Genomic DNA, 26,089 nt, shown 5'->3' with positions numbered 1-26,089 from the left:
CTTGAGCCGTGTCTTTTATTCTTGGTACAGGTCAATTTATCACGCTCAGTTGATAGTGAATTCCCCTTTTCGTCTGATGGGAATGTCGCTATACTTCGCCCGCATTTCTCATCTACCTCTGGTAGAACTCCTCTCTCAATGCTCAACATTTCTACTCCTCTCACTTACTATCCCAGTCACAGCAACTTACTGCTGCGGTTCACAATAAGGAGCCTCGCAGGTGAGGTTATTTATTCCAATATCATTACAACGCTTCCTGTGGGGGGTGTTGGTTAGCGCTGTTTGTGCCAATCTGGAAGCGCAACAGTTTGCCAGCTCACAGCCATTCATGGCTCCTTCTCCGCATGCATCCGGTCTTCAGCAACCCAATCAGGGGCCAAGCCAGGCGCAGCTTTACCTGGAGAATCAATATGTGAGTCGCCAACAGAATCCGATTCAGTTGGGTACCCCTTTGCATCAGACCGAACCAATAAGAACCGCCAGCAGACAGCAGGATATCACCCGAAACTTACCCCCCCTCTATTCCCAGTCTAGAAGAGAATCTGAATTAGTGCCGAACCAGATTCAGCAGGTCGATTCTTCTCAACCCGCGTTTCCTTCTACATATGAATTGTATCCGGAGAGTTCTGAATACCCTGAGTTTGATACCATGACCGATCCTGAGGGAAGTTATACCGATTCCATTGAACAATTATGTGCCGAAAGCTGCTGGGGATGGACGGTCTTACCCACCGATTTGCTTTACAAATCCTACCTGGCAGGACCAAAGGAATCTCGATTAGCACTGGCTATTCTGCACGAAAAAGACATCGGCTGGCAGATGGAACTGGAAGCAGGAGCACGTGTTGGTATCTTAAGATACGGTTCCTTAAATGATAATGTGCTGGAAGGCTGGCAGTTGGATATCGAAGGTGCTGGTCCTCCCCGTTTAAATATGGAAGAAGAAATGGATCTGGACGCGACCGATTTCCGTGTCGGTGTTCCATTGACCTGGAGACGGGGTGCCTATCAGGCGAAGTTTGCCTATTATCATACGAGTGCCCACGCCGGAGATGAATATATAGAGCGGAATCCCGGTTTTCAGAGAATCAATTATGTACGCGATGCGTTTGTGTTAGGTGGCGGTTACTTTCCCGATCCCGATTTACGACTCTATGCCGAAATTGGCTATGCCTTTAATACTGATGGCGGTGCACAACCTTGGGAACTCCAGTTTGGAGCCGAGTTCAGTCCGGTCGAACATTCCGGGATTTTCGGGGCTCCCTTCTGGGCAGTGAATGGTTATTTGCGCGAGGAAGTAAACTGGGGCGGGAATGTGAACATCATGGTAGGCTGGCAATGGCGCGGCGACCGAAACAATCATTTGTTTCGAATCGGACTGCAGTACCTGGATGGAAAAACCATGCAATACGCGTTCTTTAACAACTCTGAACAGTTTGTTGGTTTTGGTACCTGGTACGATTTCTAGACTGTGTTCAGTTTTACTGTAGCGTCTCAGGGCTGTTTGGCCCGAGTATATTAGATTCAGAGACGCTATCGTTAAATGCGATGCGATCTGGCGAGTGTGTGCAACACTGTGCTGTTCCTATGGCGACTTGGATTCACTTTTATTACCAGTTCGAGAAAGAACTGACTTCCACAGCGGGTGGTCTCTGCTGCTCGCCATCCTTGAAAACTCTGCTATAATATCGCTTTACATCTATCTTGAAGCGTTTTTGTCTTGTGGAGTGATACAAAACTGATGACCCTGGGGAAAGTCTATTTAGTCGGTGCAGGTCCCGGGGATCCCGGTTTGATTACCATTAAAGGCGTCGAATGCCTGAAGCAGGCCGATCTGATCCTGTATGACGGGCTGGTAAATCCGCTTCTGCTGGAACATGTCTCTTCAGAAGTGGAGCGTACCTGCCGGGTAGCCGAAGGTTGCAAAAATCGTCGTGTTCTTAAACAGGACGAAATTAACCAACGTTTAATTGCCGCAGCCCGAGAAGGAAAGACCGTAGTACGATTAAAAGGGGGAGACCCTTTTATTTTCGGCCGAGGCAGCGAGGAAGCTGTGGCTCTGCGTGATGCCGGTATCGAATTCGAAATTGTTCCTGGAATCACCGCGGCAACAGCTGCTGCCGGCTATGCGGGCATCTCAGTCACGCATCGAGCGTATGCATCAGCAGTTGCCTTGATCACAGGACATGAAGATCCCACGAAACCTGATTCCTCTCTGGACTATGATGCACTGAGCCGCTTTCCCGGAACGCTGGTATTTTATATGGGGTTGCATAATCTCAATCACATCGTGAGTTCATTAATTCAGGCAGGCAAATCAGTTGACACGCCGGCCGCTGCCATTAGTCGTGGTACGACACCTTTTCAAAAAACAGTTCAATGCAGATTGCAGGAATTACCCGAATCTGTGCAGAAAGCCAGGCTGGTTGCACCCTCTTTGATAGTAATCGGCGAGTGTGTCTCTCTGCGGGATCATATTGCCTGGTTCGAACAAAAACCCCTGTTTGGGCTGCGGATTGGAATCACTCGAGCCGAAGATCAGTCCGAATCCGAAATCCAGCAGGCCATTCGCCTGGGCGCACAGCCTGTATTGTTGCCGACAATTGAAATCAGCAAACCAGCAGACTGGGCTCCCGTTGATCAGGCAATTTCGCGACTGGATCGCTATCAATGGCTGGTCTTTACCAGCGCCAATGGTGTGCGGTATTTCATGGATCGCTTGTGGGATCTGGGATTTGATTCCAGGCAACTTGCCCATTTGAAGATTGCCACGATCGGTCCATCAACGGCAGAGGCACTGTTGTCATATCAATTGCGGGCTGATTTGACACCTCCCCAGTATCGGGCAGAAGCCCTCGCTGAATCGCTTAAGCCATTGGCGGCTCATCAGAATTTACTCTGGGCAGGAGCCAATAGAGGGCGCGAGGTATTACAGACCGAGCTGGCGGAAGTCTCAGCAACGGTCGAAAAAATTGTGGTTTATGAAAATCATGATGTTTCTGCCTGGAATGAAGAAAGTTTGAGATTACTGGAATCAGGTGAAGTTGATTGGGTGGGATTAAGCAGTCCTTCGATCGCCCGAAACTTTGATCGGTTATTAACGGACGCGGCGCGGGCACAACTGGGTAAAACAATCAAACTGGTCAGTATCAGTCCGGTCACGAGCCAGGCTGCTCAGGAAGCAGGTTTGCAGATTGACGCTGAAGCAAAAGACTACCATTGGGATGGTATTTTCACAGCAATTCAGGAATACGCTTCACTTGAATCATGAAAATTCGAATCGAGAAGCCAGTCTAAATCGGACAAAAAGGTTGCTATTGACCTGAATTGAAATATTTACGATATTGCCCACCTTGGAATTGAGGAGGTAAGGACTCAGAACTTCAATTGGAACAATGAGTCAATGAGATCCTGTTTTCCTGCACGTAAAATTCTGAATCATTGATCACATTGTCAGGCCAGGGAAGGCTCAACTGATGCGATTTATCAAACGTGGACTCAGCTATCTGACCATAGCCAGTTATGTTGGCATATTGTTGTTTGGTATCTTCTGTCATACCTTTACTTATCGAACCGGCAGTCATCCAGGCATGTATTATATTGTCTGGGATATGTTTTGTGGCTGGTCTGCGTATTCGGTCCGAACGCATATCATCGGTGAAGGTATCAGCGGTAAGTATTATGAGTTATCTCCTGGTCCCTGGGGTGATTTTTATCCCTACGGAAAACTGGGACGACGCCACTACGATACAACCGGAGATGCCTGGGTTCGGATGGCGATGAACACGCTCGATAAGACAGAGCATGAACCGATGCTGCGAATTCTCTGTATCGAAGAAACCTGGTGTAAAAAATATAATCTGCCAGATATGGTCTGGGATCAACGTTATGAAGAGCCCAAGGATTTCCAAAACTATTATCGTCTACGCAGGGTGATTACTCCCGATGGAGTGGTAGCACAGTCCTATGTTCCCTGGCTGACACGACAGGTAACCCTGCAGATTAATGACAACCCACGTCTGGTAGCAGAAATGAATCGTGGTCGTCCGTTTTTCGCAGCAACGATTGGCAGCCAGGTAGAGACGACTGCGCCACCGCAGCATGATCCGAATCTCCCCGTTCATCTCGCCTCACCAGTAGGTAATTAACCCGGATTCCCGAGAGTTCCTTCCGTTTCGATTCGCTACATCATACAGGATTTCAAGCATGGATGCCCCAGAAGTGATTTCAACTGCAAATAATTCTCTTCGCGATCGCTTCCAGAATTTCTTTTTTGCCAAAGAGGTTCCTTACGGACTGGCAATAGTGCGGATGCTGCTTCCCATGGTCCTGCTGGGGACCGTCTGTACCCGCTGGTCTTATTCGCGCGAGTTATTCTCGGCTGATGGAGCACCGGCTCCGCTGGCGGACATCTTTCAATACTATAATTATCTGCCTGTATTACCGGGGACAATTGTCGTCGGTCTGTTTGCTGCACTCGGATTTTTTCTGTTCTGCAGCAGCATCGGCTGGATGACCCGTTTTTCCCTGATCGCTTCTACGATCCTCTATACTTATTTCTGTTTCATGGACTGCATCAGCATGGCGACGAAGTACTCCGTCATTGCAACACATGTCTTGTTCCTGCTGTCACTTTCTCACTGTGGTGCCATCTGGTCTGTCGACAGTTGGTTAAAAGGCAGAAAACAGAAACAGTCGTGGCCTCAGTACACGAAATACGAATTACCCCGATTTGAGATCTGGCCACAAAGATTGATGCAGATTTTGATCTGTCTCGTCTACTTTGGGGCAGCGATCACCAAGATGCATACGCCTGGATATCTGGAAGGCGACCAGATCAGCTACTGGGCAATGTCGCGCTACAATAACCCTCACCCGGTAGGAGAATTGATGACACTGTATCCGATCTTATTATCGGTGATGTCATATATTGCGATGATCTGGGAAATTGCCTTCGTATTCGTTGTCTGGCGCAAATGGGGGCGGATTATTGGTATTGCAATGGGGACGGCATTTCATATTGGAACCACTTTTTCGCTAGGGTTGTATATTTTCCCCATGGTCTCCATTTCGATTTATTTCTGCTTCCTCAACGCAGGTGACGTACAATGGATTTCCGCCCGCTTTCGCAGACTGTACCGCAAGGGAGGCTGGGTTTATCAGCTGACGACAGAATTACGTCAACTTGTTGAACGATTTCGCCCTCAATCACTGGCAGCCTGGAAGTCTCCTGCTGCCTGGGCAACCGGAATCTCTGCTGTGTTGGTTCTGAGTATCTATGTCGAGCATCAACAGGACCTGTATGGGTTAAGACGGGCGGAAGGTAAGATGACTTTACATGAAGTGGATCCTGAACTGGTCGCGCAAATAATGGGGCCGGAACAGATCATGCGGGTGAAAGATAAGTTTCTTTCGGTTGACGTCGGTACCCAATTGGCCGGCGGATGGATTATTGATCGCAAGAAGGAGTTTAAAGCGGGCGAGATGATTCTCGTACAATGTGCGCTTAACCCACCTCATGAAGATATCTGGATCGACTGTCATTTCTGTGAAGAGAATGGTCGCATTGTACAGAGAACCGGACAGATCGCGCCGCGCGAAAATATGCGGGCGACCTTTCAGATTTATCCTTCTGAAATTCTGGAGCCTGGTAATTACTACGTTTCGATCAAATCGAAGGGCAAGGAAGTGATGCGGCGTTCCATCACATTACTACCCAAGCTGTCACCAGTTGCGAATTAGCAGGAATAGTGGCTGTGACATCTCCAGGACTGCCGTTTACGGTTTGCTGTCCTCTGGTGAGGAAACCAGTCTGCGAATCACTTCTGTGAGGACTGACTCAACTTCAGGCGCCACCTGGCTGGCACGGGGGCTCGATTCGTATCCCCCTTGAGAGTAAGCAATTTCGGTGCAGATGTAACCCGGGCCATAGTCCCCATAGGCTGCCAGACAGACGGTTTGATGCGGAGCGAATTTCTGAGCCAGTAACTGATATTCAATAAACAGTTCGCCTGGCAGATGCAGGATGGATGCTGATTTCAAGTGCAGGCAGGTGATGGGGATCTGATGCCCCTGCGAGGCACGTTGATACCAGACAAGCCGAAATGCAGCTGTGGATCGCTCTTTGGCTGTCTTCTCCTGATCATTGATCGTTGCCTGTAACAGTTTTGGGTCCAGGTGTGAGGAGACGGGCAATGTGGTCATCTCTGTTTTCCAGTGCAAGTCGGCCGAAGAGATCGGGTCTTTTTCCTGGTTTTTAAATGCAGACTCCATGGCACGCTCGACGCGCTTTGCCAGAACAGGCCTCATTTCGGTAGAACCATCATTGTATTTCCCTGCAGCGATATTTCCTGCGGCACCATTGAAATAAACATTTAAAGCTCCCGGTAAGGCTTTGTTGCGGGCTTCGCGTGCCATCCCTACAAATTCATAGTTCACATCCCCCTGGCCATAATAACTCTGAGGATGAGTGGCATAATAATTCAGCACAGCAATGGGTTGGTTCTGGTTCCAGAAACAGAGGCATCTGAGCCAGGGGTCAATTACTCCTTCGGGCGCATTGATGGCATCGGGTGATTTGGATTTACTCCAGCGCATCAGGCGGACTTTGCCATCTGCTCCCAGTAGACGGCGATTGGAAGCGACCTGCTTTACTTTTGCTTTCCCGATTCCTAAGTGAGTGACGGTTTGAGGGCTTTTCAATCCAGATTGAATCGCATTCGCAACCTGTGCAATACACTCTCTTCCATAGTCATTGTCGTAGTTTTTTCCCCCAAGACCCTGGTCTTCCATGATTTTACCTGTCGCAAAATCGATCCGGGGAGCGTCGTGTTGATGTAAAGAATGAACGGCAACACGCTCCGGCGAAGTTCCAGCAGCCTCGGCAAGCTTTTCACGCCATGTGTCATACCCCAGATTTCCAATGCCGATGGCATCGACGGCACATAAAACGACCGGTTGTTCATCAGAAAGGATGACCACACCCCGTGCATAAAGAGGAGTTACTATTTTTCGGGCTGGGGCATAAGCGACCGGCATACCCAGTTTGGGGGTGACTTCTTCGTTGAACGTCACGATTTTTAAGTTCCCCGCGTACAATCGTTGTTCGAACCCATTGAACTGGCTGACTATGAACAGCAGCGCCAGAAATAAAGAGCGAAGAGGCAGGGGGAAAAGCATGTTATTGATTCCTGGCAGTGGTAAAAAAGTATGAGGGGAATGACCCTCTCAGGTTGAAGCTGAATCCCTAACTTAAACCGCATTCGGAAATCAGGCAAGGAAGAGAGACTGATGCGGGCGAACTTCTCGCTTTCAGAATGGCATATCTAAGTAGATTTCGGGCCGACTTTCTGGTGAATGACCAGTCACTGCCCAGCATCAAATTAGTGTATTCCAGAAACGATGTTCTCCTGTTTCATCATCGAATTTTGGAGTATTTTTAAATATTTTCGCAATTTCCTGTCTCTCACTTACGTCCTATCTTCCAGACAATGAACCAAAAAAACTATACTGAATTGTATAAACTCTGAATTTGACGCTTTTTACGTGAATGTCCTGTTTGCCGTTCGTTCACAAAATCGCGCAGGGTACAAAATAATGTACGGAATGGCGATTACTTAAACTTTTGAGTCTTCAACACTGTAATGCACGGTCTAAGTGATTTTGGAGACGCTACAATAAATCTGGTTACAGGCTAAGGGTGGGTTATATGCGATATCTGAGACGCGCACCTCGTTTTCTGCTGTTATCTTTGATCGCCTGCTTCTGTCTGGGCGCACCTGTTATTTCTTTCGCACAATCGTCTGTGGAAGCTGACAAGCCGGCGAGTACGCCGGACAAGCAACAGGATGACTGGGATCGTCTGATTTATGTCCCGTTCAAAAATATCAAGGATGTGTTCGACAAATCAGACGCCACGATCTTCATGCCTTACCTTGAGTACCTGGAACTCTGGTCAAAGTCAGCGGGTACGGGAACTGTTAACGGTCTGAATTTTCCTGCGAAAGCTGTTGTCACCAGTTCCAGTTATCAGGCAGAGATTCAAGAGAATGTCGCCCGGATTCAATGTGATCTGACAATACAGGTCCTGGGAGATCCCTGGGTGGAAGTGCCACTGCAATTTGGTGACGCTGCTATAGGAAAGGTCAACTCTCAGAAATCAAAAGTATTTTTGAGAGGTACCGGGAAAGGAAGTTACACGTTGTTGCTCTCAGAAAAAGGTGAGCACCAGGTACAGATTGAACTGTTGACCCGGGTGAAGAATTCGCCTGAGGGGCGGAGCTTTCAATTTGTCTGTCCTACTGTCGGAATTACAACGCTGGAGCTGTTGATTCCCGAATCTGATCAGACTGTTAAAATTACGCCGCAACTGGTGAGGCTGCCAGCCAAGTCACCCGCCGATGCAACGCTTGTAAAATCCACACTGGGGGCCACCGGTCAGATTAGTGCCCTGTGGTATCCCCGCGAAAGTTCAAAGCCGGAAATGGATCTGTTAGCGAGTGTCGACAACTCAACACTGGTCTCCATTCGTGATGGTCTGGTTCATACTCAGACAACATTGAAATATGATGTGCTCAGGGGGGATATGCAGTCGGCACGCATTGCTGTCCCCCTGGATGACCGCATTCTGGATCTGACTTCCTCTAATACAAAAATCAAAAGCTGGAAGGTCGAGAAAAACGCTGAGCGGCAGGTGGTGCTGATTGAGTTTCTCAATAAATTACAGAGTGGAGCATCCATTCAGATTCACACCGAAAAAGAAATTCCCGAGGAACCATTTCATATTCTGGGATTGTCCGATTCTGCGACTTATGGAATCCATGCTCTGGATGTGATTCGGGAAAGTGGTCAGATTGCCATCACCCCTGGAGAAAGTATGACCTTTACTGTGACCGAAACATCAGGGGTCACACGTAGTGAAAGCGCAGGGATTTCGGAGAGTATTCAGAGATCTGATGCCATCTACTATCGATTCTTTAATCCCACTGCCCGACTGCAGATCAAAGTGCAGCCTCTGGAAGCCCGGATTTTTGTGAATCAATTGAGTGAGTGCAGTTTCGGAGAAGATGAAATTCGACTGGGGGCCCAGTTGACCTATGATATCCAACGTGCTGGCATTTTCTCATTTCAATTAAAAGTTCCGGAACAACTGGAGATCGACTCCGTCAATGTGGCGGGATTAAAAGAGTACAACTTTGATAAGCAATCACGGCTGTTGACGATTGCATTGCAGCAGAAATTTCAGGGGAAACTCAAAGTACAGATTCGCGCACATCGAGACTTTAAAAAAGCCGATCAGGAATCCACAGTGAAAGTCCCTTTACTTGAACCCATCAATGTGGAACGGGAAACAGGACAGGTTGCCATCTTTGCTCCAGAAGCGATGGAATTGATTATCAGCAACCCCGATGTTATTGGCGCGCAACCATCGACAACCTCCCACCGTCTCCAGTCTGGAAATCTGTCACTGGCTTCCATGTGGGATTATAACCGTCGTCCTGTAGAGATTCCGGTACAGATTCGCATACGGCCGACGCGTCTGGTCGCTGATGTCGCAACCAGTATCGATGTGAAAGAGCAGATCGCTGAAGTGACAACCAGGGTCAATTATCAGGTTCAGTATGCAGGGGTTGATACGTTCCGTTTGGCGGTTCCTGAAGCGATCGCGGATCTGGTTCAAATTCGCTCGCTTTCTCCAGCACCGGCGCCCTCTATCAAACAGAAAAGTCGGGCAGAACAGGCCGTCGATGGCTGGGTGATCTGGACTGTCACAACACAACGGAGTGTGCAGGGACCCTATACTCTGGAAGTACGTTACGATATTACTCCCGGATTGCAGGCACTAGTGACCAGTCCGACCGTAGCAGCAAAAGCGGCCGGGGGAGAGAAAAACGCGGAAGAAAAAGCCGAGAAGAACAAAACTTCTGATGCCGCAGCTGGGGATATTTCACTCAAAGAAATCGCTTTGTCACCCGTGAAAGTTCTGGGACTGGAAAAGAGTGAGGGGGACTCACGATCACGTGAGGTACCGTTATCACGAGTCTATGGTGAAATTGCTGTTCGAAAGTCAAAAATGCTCTCTGTGACAACTTCAGAACTCGACGAGCAACTTGATCCCATTGATTTACGTGAGCTCAAACTATTACCCCAGGATGGTTTTCTGGCGTTTCGGTATTTCAATCAACCCGTGACTCTGGAACTGGCTTCCACACGACACAAAATCCAGGAGGTTGTGGAGACGATTATTGTCAAATCACTCGTGGAAGTCGTATTGAGTAAAGAAGGGCGGTCCACCTATCGTTGTCGCTATCTGATGAAATCCAGCGAACGTCAACAGTTGAAAGTCGCGTTACCCGCAGGTATGGAGCCACTGAGTATCACGGTGGCCGGTCAGCCCGTGCCACTTGAAAAAGCTGATCAGAGCCAGGATGAAGAAGGTTGGGTAAACTATTTTGTAAATGTGGCCCGAGATCAGGCCTCAGACCAGTCTTTCCTGGTCAGTCTGTTGTTCACGAAAGCAGTGCCTCGAATTTCAGATTCTTTCGGCGGTAACTTGAATCTACCTCTACCCCGAATTGGTGGTGTTAAAGGCGAAAATGTCGTGGTTCAACAGTTGAAAACCGCGATCTGGGTACCCGATCAGTACGCTCTAGTCAATGTCTCGGATGATTTTCAACCTGAATACGAGCCTTACCTGGATGGGGTCATTCCGCGGCGGGGTGGCACTAACCTTTCTGGGAATTTCTTTGATTCCTGGATTGGTGCTTCCGCAGGGTCTTTAATTGACTTCCCAACTGAGGGACGCACCTTTACCTACACACGACTCGGTGACAGTAGTGAGATCAGTGTTTCCTGGTGGAAACTGTCATTCTATACATGGATCTTAAGCAGTGCTCTGGTTGTCATTGCGGTGGTCATGCGAAAGACACCATGGGAAAACAAAGTCGCCGTGCTGATTTTTCTGGTATTTATACTGGCCATGATCGGATTGACGAATGCAGATATGGTGCTGAATGGTCTTTATGTGGCCCGGTATGGAGTACTGGCGTTGGTCGCGATCTGGATTTTATATGCCCTGGCAGGACTACGGTCGGTTAATCCAGTATCCCACGCTGACACACCGGTAACTTCCAGCGGACAGACTGCGGCTGTGATTCCACCGCCGGGAGTTTTTGATGAATTCGAGTCGGATCAAGCTGACGAACAGAAGTAATTTCTGACCGTTGAATGATCCATGCGTATTAAGAGTTTTTCTATGAGTGACTCACTTCATGAGGTTCGCCATGAGATTGAATAAAACAAGTTCTACTGCCAAGACAACTCCTGTCAGGCGAACAATAATGTTGCAGAGAGTCATAGCAGTTGTTTTCCTGTTGATGGCTTCAGTATTTGTAATACGATCCGGTCTGAATCAACAAGTGATTGCAGCAGAGAATCCGACTGCAAAAAAACAAACCATTCATTCCAACACGAAAAAATGGCCTGAAACGGCGGTTTATCTGCCCGTTGATCAGCTCGATGCGCTTATGTCCCGCGATAAGAGTGGGGTGCTGTTATCACGGAACGAGTATGACGCCTTAAAGAAGCAGGCAAAGCAGGGGACGGGAGACGTCGATTTACCCACGTCCCATGCTTTGATTTATGCCGCCAACTATCAGACGACGATTGTGGATCGGCAATTACTGATCAAGGCCACAATTTCGATCAGACAGTTTCGTCAGCAGTTGACTATGATCAACCTGCCTTTCAGTGGGTTGGCAGTCGAGTCTGCGCAGCTGAATCAGCAGCCTGCGATGATTGCCCGCTCAGCGTCCAAAACGCAGATGTTGCAGTTGTTCAGTCAAAAGTCGGGGGAGCATCAACTGGTACTGCAGCTTTCGGCACCTTTAAATACAGTGGGCAGTGATCAGGTATCTCAGTTCCAGCTTCTGCCGGGAGTAGCCAGTCAATTCAAAATTGAACTGCCTGAAAAACAGCACCTGATCGTGAATGAATTGAAAGTCAAATCCTCGGTCACTGCGGAAAAATTAGTCTCTTATCAATTCCCGATCGGGGGTACAGGGCAGGTTGTATTAAAAATTACAGAGCAGAGCCGCGAACAATCGAACGACTCGCTGATTTTTGCCCGGAGTGGAATTGGGGTGTCCGTCAGCCCCGGGAAAGTTGCCTGGCAGGCGCAGACTACGCTCAGTATCTTTGGCCAGTCACTTGATCAACTGGTATTGAGTGTGCCTCAGAATCTGGAGATCATCAGTGTAGAATCTACTGGTCTTGAGTCATGGGTGCTCAATGACAGTATGCAAGATCGTCGTCGTACTGAAATTACTCTGAATTATCGACAACCGGTCGAAGGAGAACGGCAGATCATCTGTCGCGGTGTGATGACAACGGAAGGGGATAAAGCGTGGCAGGTTCCCAATCTGTTTATCGAAAAAGTTAACTCGCACGTCGGTTCGGTTTTGATTCGCTATCCCCCCGGTGTGCGCTTACAGGTAGAAAAAACGAATAACGTCCGGCGTAAGGCGCTGGATGTCACTCCCATGGGGAAACGAACTACTTCAGATCCCGGGCTGGATTTCGACTTCTGGCAGCAGAAATTTGAAATCTCTCTGGTAACTCAGGAAAAACGCTCCGAAGTGCAGATGGCAGCTTCTACGGTGGTAGACCTTAACGAGCAAGGTATGGATCTGCGGCTGGTAACAACCGTCGAAAGTCAGTTTGCTCCCATGTTCGAATTTCAGATGAAAATTCCGGCAGAGTGGACCATTCTGGGAGCCTCACTGCAAGACCAGGTAATTGACTGGAAAGAGTCCTCACGGGAAGCGGGCAGCAAACTGGTCAGGCTTTCTTTCCCTCAACCGCTGTCAGCAAGTCAGGAAGCCAAAGTGATCGTGACCGCACATCGGGATCTGGAGAACTGGCCTCCCGAATCAGAGAGTCAACTGTTGGAGATTCCCCAGGTAGAATTACCTCAGGCGAAAATCCTGGAGGGATCTCTGATCATTAATGCTGACTCAGACTGGGACCTGGTTCCCAGTGAGCTTGTGAATCTGGAGCCACTTCAGGAACAGATTCCCCAGATGCGATTTGGATATCAGTATCAGGACAATCAGTACTCCGGCAGCCTGACCATCTCACGAAAACCATTACAGCTGGTTGCACATCATCTGCAATATGTCAGACTTGACCCGACAACACTGTTTTCACATTTTGAGACGACATTGCAAGTCGAGCGTGGCAGTTATCGTTCCCTGATGGTGGCTCTCCCGGAAAGTATCAGCCAGAATATTCAGTTTCGATTAATCAATTCTGCGGGAAAAATCTTAGAGCAGGTAGCCCAGGAGCCCCAAAACGGCGTCCGTGTGTGGACTTTAAAAATGGATCGTCGCCTGAGTGGCAAACAGATTCTGAATGTGACGGTGGAACAGCCTCGTAAGAAAGGGGAAGCAGTCAATGTTCCCCAACTGCAGATCATGTCTGCAGACAGACAGTACGGCGAAGTAGCGTTCGAAGCGGAGGGGGATCAGCGGCTCAAAATCAAGGCAACGGGAATTCGGGGGCAAACACTGACGACCATTGATGCAGCAGAGTTACCAGTTCCTGTTGCGTATCAGCCTCGAGAAAGAATTGTAGCCGCTTATCGTTTTGTCGGTATCGGACATCAGATTGAAGTTCTGGAAACCCGCTTTGATCAGACTGCTGTGCCCACAGCCATTGCCCAACTCATGTCTCTTAAAAGTGTGATCGGTTCGAATCGGGAAGTGCAGAACGAAGTGCTCCTCAATTTTTCTGCGGTCGGGATCCAGGCATTGCAGGTCACCTTGCCAGAAGGGGCTCAGTTACTTTCTGCGCTCGTCCAGGGAACCCCCGTCGAAGTTCGCAAAACGGAGAAAGCGTTTATTATTCCAGTTACTTCGGACGTTCAGGAACATAACGTTCATACGCTGCAGTTATTGTACGATGCCAATCGATTGTCTTCAGGGGGTTTGAATCAGTTGTCACAGTCTCCACCCCGGATCGCTGTCGTTGATGGCACAGGTGCAGTTCAACCTCTCAGAGTCTTAAATCAGACCTGGTCAATCTTTTATCCTTACGACTATTTCGTCTCAGAAAGTTCAGGGGATTTTGTCCCGGATCAGCCTGTACCGCGCCTGGGCATTCTGGAAAGTCTTCGTCAGCATATCAACCTTTTATCCGCTCAAGGTGTATTTTACCGATCTATGATTCTCTTCTTCCTTGTGCTCACAATTCTGGTCGGGATCTTTGCGTTTCGTAAAGGTGGATTTAGTGCTGTCATTATACTGTTTGCTGGGTTCTGTCTGCTGATAGCTGTGATTGGTTTACTCATGAACTCACGGATGCGTTCTTCGCATGAGTATAGCTCTGCCCAAACTGGAGAAGTCCACATGCCATCAGCGTTCTATCTGAACGATGGCGTAGAATTTCAGGGGGGAACCGATGTACGATTCCATGATGCCTCTGCTCACCTCGGCGCAGATTATGATTTCAACGTTCAGGTTGAAGCCACTCCCAGTGTTCGTTCCGATATTGAGTTGAATTATGAGACTGCGCCAGCAGAATCCGAGATGCTGGGGCAGGCCAACCAGAGATTACTCGCAAAATCAAAACGCGGACTTGGAGAGAAAAATGAGGTGAGTCGATCAGGAAAGACGTCAGGCACAGCGCATTCGTTCGAACAGTCTCCGCACCCCGCGATGCAGGGTAAACCGGTTGACCAACCTGGTCGTGTCGCAGGTGAAGCTGCCAAAAAAGAAGCCGTGGATCAGCTGAGTGTAGCTAATCCCGAACGTGCTTTGGGAGGACGCCTGTCTGTGATTGCTTCGTTGCCACAGCCTGAGGGGTTCCGTTCGATGGCATTTCAATATTATGGGGAGCCTCAGGAACAACCGTTGTCACTGCAGGTCTCTTTACAGCAGGCGCGGTCGAGTCAGAAACTCTTTCTGGCAGTGTTATTTGGAGTATTCTGGGCGGGCTGGTTACTCCGGAGATTATCGTGTTACAAGCGTTTGATGGTACTGCTGGCGGGAGTACTGTTGCCGGTGGCCTGCAGTTCTCTGTTCCCCATTCGTTTTCAACCCGTGCTGGATGGGCTGTTTTTTGGCATCTTGCTGGCAGGTCTGTCCTGGGGAATCGAATGGGCGATTCGAACTCTGAGACGGGAATTCAAAGGCGCAATGAAAACTCCCTCTGTGAAACAGGCGACCGTCACATCTCTTATACTGCTGGGCTGTTTTTGCTGTGCTTCCACAGTCGTTTATGCACAGAAAAAACCAATCGCGATGGGAGCCCACAAAAAGCCAATCGTCAAACCGCCAAAGCTACCTCAAAATCTGATCATTCCTTATGAAGCAGGGACAGATCCCCTGGATTCGCAACGGATCTTTTTGCCTCGCGAGGAATTCAAACGCCTCTGGAATGCCGCTCATCCCGACCAGCCTTTAAAACAAGTGATGGACTCTCTCGGTGCGATCAGTCAGGCATTGTATGTCGCCGAAGTCAAACCGGGTGCAGAACCAGGGCAGGCGGTGGTACATATTAAGGGGAGGCTGGTCATCCATACTACCGGGTCTCAACCACTTACCATCCCACTCCCATTGGGAAAAACCGCTCTCAGCAGCGCCACGCTGGATGGGGAATCAGCGACTCTGCTGACACATCCGAAAAACCAGTTCAGTGCCACGAAATCAGTTTCAGAACATTTTTATTCCATCGTGGTTACCAAACCGGGATTGCATCTACTGGATCTGGAATTTGATCTCCCTGCACAACAGACCGGATCAGCGGGCAGTTTCCAAATGAATCTGCAACCTGTGGCCAGCGGCCGACTGACGGTAAACCTGCCCAGCCCGGATGCAGAGCTCAGTGTGACTGGAATACGTACAACCTATCGCAGAGTAAAAACAGCAGACAAAGCATCTCTGGAACTGCCCATTGATGAGGGGGGAGACATCCAGATTGCCTGGAGACCAGCCGAAGAGCGGGGCGTCATTCAGGGAATCGTTCAGTGCCAGACAACGCAGGCTGTGCTTCTTCAGGATGCCGGAATGGAACTGCAGAGCACACACCAATACCGGGTTCGCCAGGGCCAGATTAACCAGGCGATTCTGAAAATCTCCGAAGACTTGCGTGTTCAATCCATCTCTGGCCCTGATGTCGGAGGCTGGGAGATCATGGGGAGTGGTGAAGCTCGTCAGATTAAAGTCTTTCTGCGACGTGATATCAAAGAGACGACCAGCATTAAATTGATTGCATTTCAATCCCTGTCTGTAGGGAAACAGTCTCGCACACTGGAACTGCCTCAAATTGTCCCTGAAAATGTGACGAATGAAAATGGAACGATTGGAGTATACGCTCAGTCGCAATTTCAGATCCGTCCTGAGAAAATCAGCGGCGCAATTCAGATCGATTCTGCACAGTTTATCAATCCAGTGACATCAACTGTGGATTGGAACGTCAATGGGCTGACGTTGAAGCCTCAATGGGCGTATCGTTTCTCCCGCCGACCTTTATCACTGGGTTTCTCTCTGTCACGACGTCAATCCGATAAGCAGGCAGTGGCCGAACATGCCGTTTTGGTCTCACCTCGTAAAATGAGTCTTTCCAGTCGAATTCGATACCAGTTGAAAGGGATTCCGGAATCCACGTTTGTCCTGGAACTGCCTGAGTCCTATCTGGTATTGAACGTGAACGCACCCGGCATGGACGACTGGTATGTGATCGAACAGAATGCAGACGACATGCGGGTCCTGGTCGTGGAATTTGCGCAGCTCAAAACAGACCAGGTGGAAATTGTCTGCGAAGGCGTGATCCCCCGTGATGCCAGTCAGCGTGAAGCGGAAGTCATGATTGTGACCCCCCTGGAAGTTTCAGCAGTGCGCAGCGATCTGGCGATCTGGTGTGATGATTCGCTGGTAGCCCGTGTACCAGAGCTTAAAGACTGGCGCGCTATTTCTGCGGAAGATCTTCCAGCGGATATGAGGTCACAGCAGTCACGATTACCGCAATTCGTGTTTCGTTCCACTGCGGAACTGCCTGAATGGATCAAACTGGATCTCTCGCCTGCTCAGCCTTCTATTACAGCAAACTCCCTGGTAATGACTACGGTTGGAAATGTTTCGGTCAGTCATACTGTGGGGATTCGCTGGTCAATTCAAGGCGCAGCGACAGACACATTGTCATTTACGACTCCCCTGGTATTGGGAGAGCATCTGGATTTTCGTGGCGATTTAATTCGTCAGATTGATAAACGAGTAATCGGCGATGCCGTTGTTCAATGGACCATTCATTTGCAGGATTCAGTCGAGGGCTCTTACTTTATCACAGCAGAATCGACGCAGTCACCGCCTGCATCAGAAGAAATCGAAATTCCCCGGGTGCGCGTGATGGATACCAGTGGCCTGGTCGATCCGCAAACCACAGAACTGGAAACACAGCAGCATTATCTGATGCTGGTAAATCATTCCTGGGCAAGACTCTCTTTATTGAACCCGGAGAGTATCGTTTCAGTCAGTCGCGATGAAATGCCTTTACAAATTAATGACTCTCTTGCCAATCAGGCGATGGAGCTGGCACGCATCATCGAGACTGCAAAACCGCCTCAATTTCAGATTCAACAGTTTCAATCGGATCAGGGAGCTGCTGCCGCCGTGAATTTCTCGGAACTGACAACAGTTCTGGCGCATGATGGCAGCTGGAAAACGCATGCCGCATATCGGATTCGCAATCGATCGCGCCAGTTTCTGGCGATACGGATCCCTGAAAAATCACAGATCCTGAGCGCGTTCGTCAAAGAGGTCCCTGTGGCACCGGTGTTCTTGAAACAGGAACAGGAAAAATCGGGATCTGAACATCAAATATATCTGCTGGCACTCCCTAAAACCAGCGCAGCCGATCTCTCATTTGCAGTGAACCTGATTCTCACTGGTCGGTTATCAAAACCCTTACCCCAAGGTGCATTTCGCTGGCAGGCAGATGTGATTGATCTACAGCCACCCCAGGTGGTGTTGCCTGCAGAAAATGCGGAATACGGTATTCCCGTCGCGCAGACCAGGTGGAATGTTTATATCCCCGACGATTATTCTGCTTCCGCCCGTCTGGATGATCCCCGCACCAATATGACCCCTGTTGAATCTCAACAGACTGAGGATTACACACCGCTGACCAGTATGGTGATGGATGTGGAAAATCTGTATTCCGTTTACAGCAGCAGCAAAAGTGATCGCGTTCGCAGTCGTGCGATCAGCAATCTGAAGCAATTGGAATCGAAACTGGATTCAGGTTTGCAGCAGGGACAGCAGGGACAGCGGATCAAGCAGCAGATCAGTGAAATCCAGTTAAAGGAGCAGCAGCGACAGGCACAGAAAGAAAGACTGTTGGGTGAATCCAAGGATGCGAACGCAGACAGTCAGGCTGATTTCGATTCGGAAGAGACATTCAATCAACTGGTCATCGGAAACAATGCGGCACTTTTCGAAGCGAACAGGTCTCAGAATCAGTCAACTCAATGGGGGCTACAGCAGGCTGGGACTCCCATCGGGAAACCCGGACCCCCGCATCTTCCATTGAATAGTCCCTACAGTTTGAAGAGTCATACGATTCGAAATGTCGATAAAGCTAACATGCCTCAAGCGGTCAATTCCTTTGGTGTTGACGTAAATGGCGTTGATAACCGTGCACTCCGACGCCAGCAGAGCTTGCAAAATACGACCGATCAACTGCAATCATCGTCGATGCAATCACTGGATCGAAAGAATACCAATCTGCCGGGATTAAAAATAAAGGGGCGCGCTAAAGCTGATGAATCGCGAGAGCTGGCCGAACTGGTAGACAAATTTAATGAACTGGTTGATCAGCGTCACTATACGGAAGCAGAAGCGATCGCGAAACAGGCCAAGGCGCTCGATCCACGGAACCCTGTGACCACTACCATGGAATGGAAAGCGAAGATTCTGAGAAGGGACGCATCCAACAAAGGGGTGCGTGATATTAAGAAACAGAATGTCTGGAATCAGCTGAACGATGTGGAAGAATCCTTGGCAGACGCTTATAAATCCGATCAAGGATCATTCTCTGGTGGTGCTGGTGGAATGGGAGGAGGCATTCTGTCGGCGCCCGAATCTGTCCGTGAGAAACAGAAATCGGCAGATGACAAAGCACAACTACAAAAAAATCAACTGGCTGGCTGGACACAGGCGGGGGGGATTTCTTTGAAGTTTGATATCCCGTTACAGGGGCACAAACTGGAGTTTACCAAAATCAGTGGTCAACCTCGTCTGGCCTTGGATGTGCGATCTGATAATACACTCGAATTTGGTTCTGCCTTAATCTGGACGGTTGTCTGGATTGCGATTTTGGTCGCTTTCATCTGGGGACTGCCTCGCGTTGTTCGATCAGAGGCTGCACAAAAACGACTGGGAATCACTCTGGTTGTGATCGGTTTAATCGGCTGGTTATTCCTGGCTGGTGGGGTCGCCGGCTTCGCCATGGCCTGTTTTCTGATCGGTGCGGTCTGCCTGGCATCCCTGTATGTCAAGCGAACCGCTTGAAATTGATTGTTGATCTGTTGTATCTTGCTGTCAGGCTAAATAACTTCATTCAACACTTCACTTTCAGAGGTAATCATGGCTACAAATATCACCTGGCTGGGGCATTCATCCTTTCAGATTGTAACTGCCGGTAAAACGATATTGCTGGACCCCTTTTTTACCGGAAATCCCAGTGGTACGCTGGAAGCAGCAACCGCTGAAGCCGATGCAATTATTGTCAGTCACGGGCATGGGGATCATGTCGGCGATACAGTTGAAATTGCCAAGCGTACCGGAGCGCTGGTGATTGCCAACTATGAGATCATCGAATGGATGGGGAAGCAGGGAGTTGAAAATGTGCACCCACAGCATATCGGCGGTGCGCACCAATATGACTTTGGGACAGTGAAGCTGACGATTGCCCATCATGGATCCATGTTGCCGGATGGAAGTAACGGGGGAAGCCCCTGTGGAATCCTGTTGAAATTGGATGGTGGAACCATTTACTTTGCAGCGGACACTGGTTTGTTTTATGACATGAAACTGATTGGTGAAGAAGGCATTGATATCGCGATTTTACCGATAGGAGATAATTTCACAATGGGACCGGCAGATTCAGTAAAGGCAACAAAGCTGATTCAACCTAAGCGAGTGCTACCCATGCATTATAATACCTGGCCACTTATCGAACAGGATGTCTCCGCCTGGGCCAATCAAATTCAGGAACAGACTGCCGCGGAACCTGTGGTTCTGGAACCAGGTGAATCCTGCTCACTTTGAAGAGGATGAATTTTCTTCTTTCTCCAGATCCAGGCCGACCTGTATTTCATCGCCTTCAATGCGCACCGGGTAGACGGGAACCTGGAGTTTGGATTTGGGATTGTCCAGCCAGGTTCCTTCTTTGATACAGAAACGCCAGGCATGCCATGGGCAGGTGACTGCTCCTCCTTCATCCACATAGCCGGTAGAGAGGGGGGCGCCCTGGTGCGGGCAGAAGTCATTGATGGCCGTGTACTGTCCCTCTTTGAGGAAGACTGCAATCATCAGCCCTTCCACATGAAAAGCCCGGCCTTCTCCTTCGGGGATCGTACCGATTTTTGCAATCGTATGATAAGTGGTCACAGAATTTACTTTCTTGAGGCAACTGGTTCGAAGTGAACTCACAGGTTTGCTGGGGCTGTCAGAGCAAGAATTATAGTCTGTCTTTCGTTCGAGATAAACCGGACTCGCATCAGGTAAATTCCAGGCTCGACTGTGTCCAGTTTTGCTGTAGCCTTTTCAAGGCTGTTCGGCCCAAGCAGATTAGATTGAGAGATGCGATAGTTAAAGGTGATGGGTTCTAACCCTGCTGTTTCCCATGTCGGGCAGCCTGTCGAATTTCAGCGAGTCTGCGAATCAGGTCGCCCATCTGATGTCGTTTAATCTTTTTGGATTTTGCAAGCTCGGAGGCCCGCTTCAGCAAGGTAGTGATCTTTTCCGGATCTGTTTTCATCCGCCGCGCTATCGGATCGATCACGCGATGCTCTTTTCCGCGAAAACGTCTCAGGTGGAGTTCAGTAAATAACTGTTTCAAGTATGAATATAATAGAGCGCGGCCATTACCATTTTTAAAATGTAAGTTTCCGACATTGTCGGTGTGGGAAACAATATTATGACGTGGCAGAATATGCGAAGAAAGGATGGGGCCAAAACGCGTACTATGCCACCAGCCGAAAATCAGTAAGGTGATCAGCAGTTGAATTGTCAGCGGGCGGAACGTTGGATCGATGAGTAATGCAACTACTTTTGAGGTGCCTGATGCATTCAAGGATTCATCGACAACGAAAAAATCAGGCGCTCCGGTCGATTCGATCAGTCGAAATGCGGGGACACTGCCGCCATCAATCATTGACTGGTTTGAAAAAATTTTAGAGGAAGCTGCGACGACGATCTCACCCTCACCATGCTTCTGTCGGATTGCCTGTTGTGTTTGACCCACCGAAATGAGTTTCTGGCCTGATTCTGACATCACCTGGGCATTCGTCTGCCAGATGATGGAGGGAGCATCCGGGAATACAGTCGTAGCCTGTCCCTCCAGCAGGCTGTGTTCATCTTCCAGGGCTGCAAGCAGATCAGAAGTATCAAGTTCTTTCTTGTTGTCCTCGCCCGCTACTGTTTCTTTTTTTTTCGTTTCTACGACTGGCAAATTATCCCTTTCGGTTTCATCCAGATAGGTCACTTGAATGTTCAATTCATCAATATCGAATTCCGAATGAGCCTGGTTCGCTGTGATTACCAGATGCCCGCCTTCCTCGACCCATGACAGGAGTGCCGACCATTCCTGGGGACTTGGATAGCGGGCGGGGCCCAGCAGGCAGAGGGTTTCGTCGTAATCCAGGGTCTGCAGAAAGACCGAGATCGGAACACGATTTCGTTCCGTATTGTAGGACTCCAGTTCGAGTAACAGAAAAAACGCTTTCTTACCACTGGCTGACGCGCTGTAAGAATCGTCGAGCGCACCTGTCCCCAGTTCTGGAAACCAGAGATGCAGGGGAATGAGCAGACAGAGAAAGAACAGCCAGATCCAGCCGGCGTTTCTTCGTTCACGCTTGTTTCTGGAAGGCGGATTCATAATTTTTCAAGGTGCTTTCAAAATGTTCGCGGGTAGCTTCACGACGGCCAAAGCCCAATGGTTCATAGGTACGAATCATCTGCCGCAATGAATCGCAGGGTAACCCGTGTGGCCGCGCCGCACGGATATAATCACGATACGTTAAACCCTTTCGGAAACGGATCCAGCCTGACCGTTCGATATAGCTCATTGAGCCATAGAGCAGTTGGACAATGGCATTATGATAATCACCCTCCTGTGCCAATGCTTCCGCACGTTGCAGGTAGATCGAGGATTCCCGTTCTGCAGGTGAGATGATTTCTTCCAGAGTGAGGCTCCCTTGCAGATCCGGATTGGTAACGGTTCTGGTCGAGTTCTTTTTAAGTTCCAGTCCCATCAGGGAACGAACCAGCAGATAAAGAATCAGGCCACAAGTGACAACGACACTGACATAGGCCAGAAACTGCATCACATTTCCAATCATTGCACCGAAGGCTGAATTAGAGGGCTTTCTTAGTTCCGTTTCTTTCTCTTGATTAAACAACTCATCAAATTCAAAAGGGGCATCTTTAGTGATATCCCGTTCCCTCGTCAGGTGGCGAAACTCAGTCCGACTGAGTATTTCTTGCATATCCTGTTTCAGCATGACCTGATCTGGTGAGGAAAGATCAAACGAGGTTTCTTCAGGGGGCTGAGAAAATGAAGGCGTCATGTTCCCCGACAGGCACACAAAAAACAGTATCAGAATCTGGTAGATGCTTCGGAGAGAAATAGAGTGACAATTCATAAAGCTGCCTCTCTTCTGGTGAGTCGCTGTGAAACCTCGGCCATTCGTAATTCCATATCCCAACAGTCATAGCGGACCCGTAGATCAAGATAAGTAAAAAACCAGGCGAGTCTCCCTATGGGGTAGATCAGCAGGATGAAGCCGGTAAAGACAGTTAACACTCTGGGATCGCTACTCATCAACAGCAGGGCATTGGAGATTGGGTCGCCGATATTGTCCGGATCTAACGCATAAGGCATCTGTCCGATCAGGATGTTAAAATCCAGCAGGGTGTAACAGAGGTAATCGAACGTAATGAACAGCACACAGGTTAAGATATAGCAAAAGAAAAAAGTCCAGGTACCCCGCCAGAATAAGGTACTGAAATGTGTAGAAATCAGATCTTTGGTTCGGTGGTCATGGGAGTTCTCTTGCTGCCCTGCAATTCCGATCTGTTTCAGTGAAGCCTGTTCCACACGAAACCCGTTTCGGAATGCCAGCCAGATGCCTGGAATGAACAGGTAGAAAATTCCCAGCATGCTCGTCAAAAAGGAATCGGTATAGAACAGTAGTGCCGGGCCGATAAAGAGCAGAACCCGGTCAAACAGACAGCGCAGCATAAGTCGAATCAAGGGGGGCTGAAATAGCCGTTTGATACTTCCCATTCCCTGAGTTTCCCCGAAACTGAATAAAGCGGAATTCCATGTCAGCAGTACACCTAGTGGGCTGGAAAAAAAATAAGCAACTGTGATCGCAGTTTTCATTTCAATCAGAAAATAATAACTGAGCAGATAGACCAGCAGGCAAGCGGGCAAGGCAAATACAGCCCACAGCTTGAGCAGGGGAATCAGAAAACGTCCGTAAAAACGGATTGCCAGGTCCAGGCAATTAAACGCATTTCTGGGGACCAGCGCCACATTCATCCGATGAAATCTCATTAATGCTGGTCTCCTTCCCGGGGTGAATGACTGGTATTACGATGTAACGGGAAACGGCTGTCTGTCTGAAGACCGGCAAAAGCAAGATAAAGAAACACAATCAACCATAGCCCGCTACCCACAACATATTTCACCGAATCAGGAAAATCTGCAGGGGACCAGAACGCTTCAATCATGGCCGCCATGACCAGCATGGCGGCGGCGCCACCTGCGATTTGAACTGCTTCCAGGCCACGCACCTGCAGTGACTGAAAGCGGGTACGCTGCCCAGGGTGGATGATCGCATTTCCCAAAATCAGGCCAGCACCTCCGGCAACCGCAATTGCCGTTAATTCGAATGAACCATGAGAAATGACAAAACTTAAAAATCGGTCACCGTTTCCCTGACTGATGATGTATCCTGCGACGGCTCCCAGAAAGATTCCGTTAAACAACAGGGTATAAACCGTGCCGATACCCAGCAGCACTCCTAAAGCAAAGCATTTGAGTGCGATGCCAACATTATGGTTGATATAAAAACCTGCCATGGCTGCACGCTGATCGCCAAATGTACCGGTTTCAGTACCTTCTGATTCTTCCGAATCCGCATCGCTCTCAGACGTGTTTTCTATATCAGAATTGAGACCACCCCCTTCACCGTACATCTGGTCAAATTGAGCCAGATATTCTTCTGGAATAACACGAGAAGCCAGTTCGGGGTTATTTTGAACGACACACCAGCTGACTCCCATCGGCAGGAAAAATAACAGGCAGGCAATCAGAAAGTAACCGATATTTGCCCGAAACAAACGTGGGAAATCGGCTGCCAGGTATCGATAAAACCGGGCAAAATTTGTTGGTGGCGCACTGTAAAACAGATTATGACCGCGGGCTACCAGATCATTCAGATAGGATGTCAACTCATGTCCCCAGCCACGTGAGCGGATCGTGGCCAGATCATGTGAAATTTCACGGAGCAATTGAGAAAAAGTAGAAATCTTATCTGCAGGCAGCTTTGAAAGTGATCTGCTGGAAGCCTCTCTGAGAAACAGTTCAAATTTCTTCCATTGGGGGCGGCGTTGTTGAATAAATTTATGTTTATTCATCACTCTATCCCCTGTAAATCAGATCGTTTTTTGTATTCGTCCAGTAGTTCCTGTTCTTCCTGAATCTGCCCAAAACTGAATGTTTTATACACGGAAGCCAGAAATGCCATCGGGTACTGTGATACTTTTTTCTCATCTCCGGAGTAATGCAGTCGTTTCGCCAGCCGCTCTGCCAGCTGCGCCGCCAGGGCATGACCTCGTTCGTAAGTCAGAACATGTCTACGGCCAATAAACTCATCAATCAGCGAGAGAACTTCATCACGGGGAAGAAAACTGCCAATTTCATTTTTATCAAGGGGCTTGATCTTGTTTAAAATGATCGGTTTTCTGGGCAGGGTGAGAGAACGTTCCTGGATTACAACCGTGCCTGCTACCAGGTCTCCCAGTCTCTGGAAACGTCGCGTCATCAACATGGATGTAATGCCAACTCCGTACAGAATAATGGAATCGGCGCTGCGGGCCAGATTTCTCAATAGCGAAGGCCAGAAGGTAATTGGATATCCCCCTTCGCGAATCACGCGCAAACCACAGACATGTTTCCCAATGGATTTGCCTTTGAAGAACGTTTCCGAGATGGTGTAATAGCCCCAGGTATTGAGAAACATGATGACGAGGAACAAGCCCAGCATTGCCCCGGGCATCAGCAGTCCCATCATGGGGGCGATGAAAAACATGAAAATCGCGATTAACATGATCGCCCGGATCAGGAAATCAATGAGGTAAGCGATGTAACGCTGTGAAGGTCCGGCGAGCTGATAGGACAGCAACACGTTTTCCGGTGTTTCCACCTGCATTTCCAATCCGAGAATCTCTCGTTCACCGAGAGTATAAGAATCAGAGAAATCAGCTGCGATAGGACTGGTTTCATCTAAGGGGATCGTCGATGCCATATCAGACTGCTGCTGGATCTTGCTGGTAAACGGTGAAACAGGAACGCTTTGAAGCCCCGGGAGAGCTCATAGATTATAGGCCATTGTCCGTATTGTTATCTATACAAAGCTTAATTTTTATCAAAACGGGAAAACATGGTTTTCCTACGGACTTGCCGATGGATATAATCATGCTGTACTTGACGGGCAAACTCGTGGAGTATCATCCGCTTGAATCAGCTCGATTGCTATGGAGAAGCTGGAGTACTTTTCTCTTTTCACCTTTTCATCGAGAGA

Annotated in this window: 14 protein-coding genes; 7 read left to right on the top strand and 7 right to left on the bottom strand. The window is 48.9% G+C overall.

What is annotated here, in order from left to right:
• Positions 1 to 220: 220 nt before the first annotated feature.
• The 4 genes from ACN0YH_RS14700 to ACN0YH_RS14685 all read left to right on the top strand — a co-directional run bounded on the left by ACN0YH_RS14700 (position 221) and on the right by ACN0YH_RS14685 (position 5,742).
• Positions 221 to 1,468, top strand: a complete 1,248-nt coding sequence (locus ACN0YH_RS14700) for a DUF1207 domain-containing protein (RefSeq protein WP_417380326.1) — start codon at positions 221 to 223, stop codon at positions 1,466 to 1,468.
• A gap of 273 nt (positions 1,469 to 1,741) precedes the next feature.
• Positions 1,742 to 3,271 (top strand): uroporphyrinogen-III C-methyltransferase, encoded by a 1,530-nt coding sequence (cobA, locus tag ACN0YH_RS14695; RefSeq protein ID WP_417380325.1) that lies wholly within the window; start codon positions 1,742 to 1,744, stop codon positions 3,269 to 3,271.
• Positions 3,272 to 3,476: 205 nt separating this feature from the next.
• Positions 3,477 to 4,148: a hypothetical protein gene (locus ACN0YH_RS14690; protein ID WP_417380324.1), complete on the top strand. Its 672-nt coding sequence runs from the start codon at positions 3,477 to 3,479 to the stop codon at positions 4,146 to 4,148.
• Between the two features lie 58 nt (positions 4,149 to 4,206).
• Positions 4,207 to 5,742, top strand: coding sequence for an HTTM domain-containing protein (locus ACN0YH_RS14685; protein WP_417380323.1), 1,536 nt, complete (start codon positions 4,207 to 4,209; stop codon positions 5,740 to 5,742).
• A gap of 36 nt (positions 5,743 to 5,778) precedes the next feature.
• Here ACN0YH_RS14685 and ACN0YH_RS14680 read toward each other — a convergent pair whose 3' ends face one another.
• Positions 5,779 to 7,179: a hypothetical protein gene (locus ACN0YH_RS14680; RefSeq protein ID WP_417380322.1), complete on the bottom strand. Its 1,401-nt coding sequence runs from the start codon at positions 7,177 to 7,179 to the stop codon at positions 5,779 to 5,781.
• A gap of 529 nt (positions 7,180 to 7,708) precedes the next feature.
• On the opposite strand from ACN0YH_RS14680, the gene ACN0YH_RS14675 reads away from it, so the two are divergent.
• The 3 genes from ACN0YH_RS14675 to ACN0YH_RS14665 all read left to right on the top strand — a co-directional run bounded on the left by ACN0YH_RS14675 (position 7,709) and on the right by ACN0YH_RS14665 (position 20,324).
• Entirely contained in the window at positions 7,709 to 11,212 is a 3,504-nt protein-coding gene (locus ACN0YH_RS14675) for a hypothetical protein (RefSeq protein WP_417380321.1), read from the top strand.
• A 127-nt stretch (positions 11,213 to 11,339) separates the two neighbouring features.
• Positions 11,340 to 19,565 carry a hypothetical protein gene (locus ACN0YH_RS14670; protein ID WP_417380320.1) on the top strand — a complete coding sequence of 2,742 codons (8,226 nt, stop codon included), beginning with the start codon at positions 11,340 to 11,342 and terminating at the stop codon, positions 19,563 to 19,565.
• Between the two features lie 75 nt (positions 19,566 to 19,640).
• Positions 19,641 to 20,324: a metal-dependent hydrolase gene (locus ACN0YH_RS14665; protein WP_417380319.1), complete on the top strand. Its 684-nt coding sequence runs from the start codon at positions 19,641 to 19,643 to the stop codon at positions 20,322 to 20,324.
• On the opposite strand, the gene ACN0YH_RS14660 is transcribed toward ACN0YH_RS14665, so the two are convergent.
• The 6 genes from ACN0YH_RS14660 to ACN0YH_RS14635 form a co-directional block, all read right to left on the bottom strand.
• Positions 20,316 to 20,666 carry a Rieske (2Fe-2S) protein gene (locus ACN0YH_RS14660; protein WP_417380318.1) on the bottom strand — a complete coding sequence of 117 codons (351 nt, stop codon included), beginning with the start codon at positions 20,664 to 20,666 and terminating at the stop codon, positions 20,316 to 20,318. The two genes, ACN0YH_RS14665 and ACN0YH_RS14660, sit on opposite strands and share 9 nt — an antisense overlap.
• Positions 20,667 to 20,883: 217 nt before the next feature.
• Positions 20,884 to 22,155, bottom strand: a complete 1,272-nt coding sequence (locus ACN0YH_RS14655) for a DUF4350 domain-containing protein (protein WP_417380317.1) — start codon at positions 22,153 to 22,155, stop codon at positions 20,884 to 20,886.
• Positions 22,127 to 22,921, bottom strand: coding sequence for a DUF4129 domain-containing protein (locus tag ACN0YH_RS14650; RefSeq protein ID WP_417380316.1), 795 nt, complete (start codon positions 22,919 to 22,921; stop codon positions 22,127 to 22,129). Before ACN0YH_RS14650 ends, ACN0YH_RS14655 begins: the two co-directional genes overlap by 29 nt.
• Positions 22,918 to 23,838, bottom strand: a complete 921-nt coding sequence (locus ACN0YH_RS14645) for a hypothetical protein (protein ID WP_417380315.1) — start codon at positions 23,836 to 23,838, stop codon at positions 22,918 to 22,920. The genes ACN0YH_RS14650 and ACN0YH_RS14645 overlap by 4 nt, the downstream gene beginning before the upstream one ends.
• Positions 23,838 to 24,923, bottom strand: coding sequence for a stage II sporulation protein M (locus tag ACN0YH_RS14640; RefSeq protein ID WP_417380314.1), 1,086 nt, complete (start codon positions 24,921 to 24,923; stop codon positions 23,838 to 23,840). The genes ACN0YH_RS14645 and ACN0YH_RS14640 overlap by 1 nt, the downstream gene beginning before the upstream one ends.
• Positions 24,923 to 25,813 (bottom strand): RDD family protein, encoded by an 891-nt coding sequence (locus ACN0YH_RS14635; RefSeq protein WP_417380313.1) that lies wholly within the window; start codon positions 25,811 to 25,813, stop codon positions 24,923 to 24,925. Before ACN0YH_RS14635 ends, ACN0YH_RS14640 begins: the two co-directional genes overlap by 1 nt.
• Positions 25,814 to 26,089 lie beyond the last annotated feature (276 nt).

It is taken from the genome of Gimesia sp., assembly GCF_048262075.1.
In the GTDB taxonomy this organism is placed as follows: domain Bacteria; phylum Planctomycetota; class Planctomycetia; order Planctomycetales; family Planctomycetaceae; genus Gimesia.
Note: the sequence above shows the minus strand (reverse complement) of the source record. Positions and strands in the feature narration are given on the sequence as shown.